Genomic DNA, 1,179 nt, shown 5'->3' on the forward strand with positions numbered 1-1,179 from the left:
GAGGTTGCCGTCGTTGCAGGGGCACCATCTCGCATCATTGATGCCCTGCGTGAGCCCTTTAAACCCGGGTCGCTGCAGATTTGTGCCCGAAACTGTATTCGTACAACCCTGATGCGGCCTCGGATGATCCCGAAAAAAAACCGGGCAAAACCGCTGTTAATAGCATCTCAACACCTGCTGTTGTCAGAACCCTTGAAGAAATTTGTGTCCAACCCACTGACTTTTAAAGAAATGTACTCAAGCATCAGACAATGTTTATTTCCCTGGGATGACTCTGTCAATCCGCAGGAAACGGCCGAGGGTTCCCACGCACGGGCAGTACCCTCTCTCCAGCAACCTGTTGTCAGCGCAGAAAATATTTCAGCACGTGCGGTGGCTTCCCCGGGCAACGGAAGCATACGTCCATCAGCGTCTGATCTCGATTTGGTTGATTTGGGCGATCGACTGGCTGCAGCAATCAGGGAAGGTAGGAAAGGTGATCTGTCAGCCCTCAACGACCTGCTGAACCTGCTGGAGGAGCAGGGAATCAATCCCAATCTCTGCGACCAGCAAGGCCGCTACCCGCTTTTTTGGTTCAGGGACTCATACAGAGTGCACAAATGTCTCAAGACACTGCTGGACAGAGGGATTGACCCCAATATCGCCACTATCGATCCGTTGACTGATGAAGCGAACATACCTCTGCTTCTGGCTGCCAAAAAAGGCAGTTATGAGGTCTGCAAGGCCTTGCTGGATCACGGGGCTGACCCGCAAGTCCATGACCTCGCTAATTGGACGGCGCTGCACTGGGCCACATCGGAACCAGGCTATCAGACCGTCATGCTCCTGAAGTGCCTGCTGGATCACGGTGTTGATATTAATGCCCGTAATAGTATGGGACGCACCCCGCTGTGCAATGCCGTCATTGGTGACGTATTTTCACTTTCACTTTTGGCCGTTAACACTCTGCTGGGCGAAGGTGCCGATCCCAATATTCCTGATAATGAGGGTAGTACCGCGCTGGACCATGCCGTTTTTAACGAGCGCACCAACATGGTTGACGATTTGCTGGCTCACGGTGCCAATCCTGATACGCCCGGCGACACCTCCAGCTGCGGGTGGAGTAACTCACTTTGCATGGCATTAAGTAAGCAATACACAGACGACATTGTGGATATGCTCCTTGCTTACGGTACCAAT

Annotated in this window: 1 protein-coding gene; it reads left to right on the top strand. The window is 52.7% G+C overall.

Features of this window, described 5'->3' with window-relative positions; genetic code table 11:
- Positions 1–1,179, top strand: a 1,179-nt coding sequence (locus tag ACO6V1_RS24105) for an ankyrin repeat domain-containing protein (RefSeq protein WP_422469158.1), incomplete at both ends; no start/stop codon positions are given.

The organism is Endozoicomonas sp. ALC013 (assembly GCF_049310205.1).
Lineage (GTDB): Bacteria > Pseudomonadota > Gammaproteobacteria > Pseudomonadales > Endozoicomonadaceae > Endozoicomonas.